The sequence below is a fragment of the Variovorax sp. 01N425 genome (assembly GCF_056399465.1).
Genome location: NZ_JBFTRJ010000045.1, coordinates 1 through 2,507 on the forward strand (window position 1 = coordinate 1; position 2,507 = coordinate 2,507).

The window sequence follows — 2,507 nt, forward strand, 5'->3', positions numbered from 1 at the left end:
GGAATGCGGTGAGCACCGCGCCATTTTTCAGGATTAGCTTTTGCAAGATCATGCGCCCATACCCACGCGCTTCCGGAAATCAGCAGGCTCAGAAAACATAGAGGAATGCCGATCCAGATGACGCCGACGGCGGCCCACGGTGTCAGCACACCGCTGATCGCCAGGAGGCCAAGCCAAAGCACAGTCGGGGCTACACCCAAAAGCATCAGTATGTTGGCAACATTGCGTTTGCTGTCGGAGCTCATTTGATTCACCGAAGTCGTAGGGCTTGAATGTCCGCCATCCGCTGATCTTCGCTTGCGGGAACAATGACTGGCTCTGGTCGCATTCTGCCCACCGGCTGGCTCCACGCTCATGAGGAAAACCGGCCGACGAGGCGCGCACATGCAGCGCGAACCTGCTTCCGGTGAAGAGCCTCGAGCTCGCGCGCCTCGCGGTCGCACTGTTCTAGCCAGGCCGGCGCACATTGACTGCGGAGCTCGTGCGGCGGAAGGTGGTCCGCTTCACTCGCAACGGCGACGAACAACGTGAAGTCCGGGTCATGGTCAAGCCGTGACACTTCAAAGCTCAGCGCTGCCAATTGCCTGACGCCCTCAATAAAGGGTACCGTGTCATCCGCGAGGCCCCGAGCGGCGTCCACGACCGCTCTGCGCGCCGCCCCGAGTTGGCCGTCGTCAGCCGTGTTCACGTCACTCCTCTGTACATGTTCACTGTCCTTCGGCGCCACCCCTCGAAGGTCCGCAACTCGGCCGACTGTAGTCGGTCGACGCCTTTCTAAGTCCCTACAGGGTTGCCATCGAGAGTTCGTACCGCGCATACGAAGAGGCCCCGATCCGAACGACGCTATGCAGCGCAAAGCCGAAGCCTTCATAAAGATTCCGCAACCCTTGGCGGTCTGCGACGCAGTCCAGGCGAAGGTGAGCACGTCCAAGCTGCTGAGCCCGAGTTCGGGCATATGACAGCAGTGCGGTCGAGGCGCCCTTCTTCGCCCACGCTCGGCGTACGGCGAGCTTGTGAACAAAAGCCGAGGTGCCCGGCAGGACCTCGGGCCAAAAATAGGCGTCCTCCAACTCGAACTTCATGACGCCAGCCAGTTGCTCGTCTTGACGGGCAATGTGAAAGAGACCCTTGCTCACGTCCTGCAGGACGCTTTCGCGGTCAATTTCAGCTGCCGACCAAAGTGGCCTACCGCCGCCAGCGAGCCACTCGGCTGCCTCTTGCAGGATAGAGGCAATTATTGGGGCATCGGAGGGGCGCGCTTCCTGGATGTTCATGGATGGCAAGAATTCATTCGGGGACCGTAGCGAAGGTCCGGTTGTGGCCGCGTCCGGCCTTGCGGTTCGAATGATTGGGCTGCGGCAAAGGCCCCAATGCGGCCCTTGAAGGAAACCTGACGCAGGGCGCTCAACGCCCACAACCAGGCGCGTGCGAGCGCGCAGCGCGAGGCCCGTCTTGTTGGCCTCAATCTAAGTCCTCGAGTTTGGTAAGGCGATACGCCATCTCTTCTCGAACCTCCGCGTCCGAGTGAGCTGAGAAAGCCCTCAACGCCTCAATAGCTTCCGGGGTACCAATGTCGAGGAGAGCGTGGCTGAACCACTTTGCTACCACGCCAGAACCAGACCCGTTGTACTCGCCCATGTAGTCTAGGTTGGAGGTGAACGCTTTGACCAGATATGGAACAGCGGACGGCTCCGCCATGAGTTGGAGCTCCCGCACGAGCTCCTGGTGACGGTAGTGCTGCTTGATCAGCAGCATCTCACAGAGAAGGACCGCTTTTTCCGCGTCGTCAAACTGGAGGGCAACCTCCAAAATGAGATGGACGCGGTCCTTGTCGCCTGCCTCAATCGCGCTAAGAAGGTTGCTCAGGAGAAAAGAAGAACGCTTTGACGGTTCGATTTGGTTCACAACCCAAAAGCGCTCAACTTGCTCCAAGAAGTCCTGATACCAGGAGGGCACAGCGTCCAAGTTCGGCTTTACACTCGCCGGCTGTAGCAGCGGAGATTTTTTGCCGTCATTTTTGGTAGGGTTCATCGATAGATATCCGCTTCTGGCCGCGTCCCGCTGTACGTTTTCGGGCCTCAGGGCTCACCCCGATATTTCGGGTTCGCCTGAAACTCACCCGTGATGTTGCCACGCTCATCGACCTTGAATGCCCCCTTGATGAACTCCGGAGGGATGTGGTCGGTCGGGCCAAAGCTTCCCGCGATTTGGTAGACCCAGCCTCCGGGGTTGGCCTTGGCTTCCGCGACCATTTCCGGCGTTGGAGCGACCGCTATCGGCGAGACCGCCGCGACTTTCTCGAATGGCCACATATACGGGGTACGAATCAGTTGGAGGGGCGGAGCGAACGGCCGGTTCTGGCCGAGGTTGTGTGGAAACGCACTCGACGTGCGAGTATGCCGAACTGAGATGCAAGCTGGCGCGCTGCAGACGCGGAACTCGGCGGCGAAGTCAGTGATGCAGGCACTGGCCGCGCTGCGCGGCGAGCGCGACTAAAAGGGCTCACG

At 60.0% G+C, this 2,507-nt stretch carries 5 protein-coding genes; all 5 read right to left on the bottom strand.

Annotated elements, in window-relative coordinates; translation table 11 throughout:
• On the bottom strand, window positions 1-245 hold a 245-nt coding region (locus tag AC1DSC_RS32555), incomplete at its 3' end, for a hypothetical protein (RefSeq protein WP_478132084.1).
• A 107-nt stretch (window positions 246-352) separates the two neighbouring features.
• A complete protein-coding gene (locus AC1DSC_RS32560) occupies window positions 353-688 on the bottom strand; it encodes a DUF2489 domain-containing protein (RefSeq protein ID WP_018907259.1) in 336 nt (111 codons plus the stop codon).
• A gap of 94 nt (window positions 689-782) precedes the next feature.
• Window positions 783-1,274: an N-acetyltransferase family protein gene (locus AC1DSC_RS32565; RefSeq protein WP_478132085.1), complete on the bottom strand. Its 492-nt coding sequence runs from the start codon at window positions 1,272-1,274 to the stop codon at window positions 783-785.
• Window positions 1,275-1,461: 187 nt separating this feature from the next.
• A complete protein-coding gene (locus AC1DSC_RS32570) occupies window positions 1,462-2,031 on the bottom strand; it encodes a HEAT repeat domain-containing protein (RefSeq protein ID WP_478132086.1) in 570 nt (189 codons plus the stop codon).
• A gap of 47 nt (window positions 2,032-2,078) precedes the next feature.
• Complete coding sequence (locus AC1DSC_RS32575; RefSeq protein ID WP_478132087.1) at window positions 2,079-2,312, bottom strand: hypothetical protein; 234 nt, start codon at window positions 2,310-2,312, stop codon at window positions 2,079-2,081.
• Window positions 2,313-2,507 lie beyond the last annotated feature (195 nt).

Bases quoted from the DNA above. Each gene is read 5' to 3' on its own strand.
- AC1DSC_RS32575 (WP_478132087.1), bottom strand. From the start codon at position 2,312: ATGTGGCCATTCGAGAAAGTCGCGGCGGTCTCGCCGATAGCGGTCGCT.
- AC1DSC_RS32570 (WP_478132086.1), bottom strand. From the start codon at position 2,031: ATGAACCCTACCAAAAATGACGGCAAAAAATCTCCGCTGCTACAGCCG.
- AC1DSC_RS32565 (WP_478132085.1), bottom strand. From the start codon at position 1,274: ATGAACATCCAGGAAGCGCGCCCCTCCGATGCCCCAATAATTGCCTCT.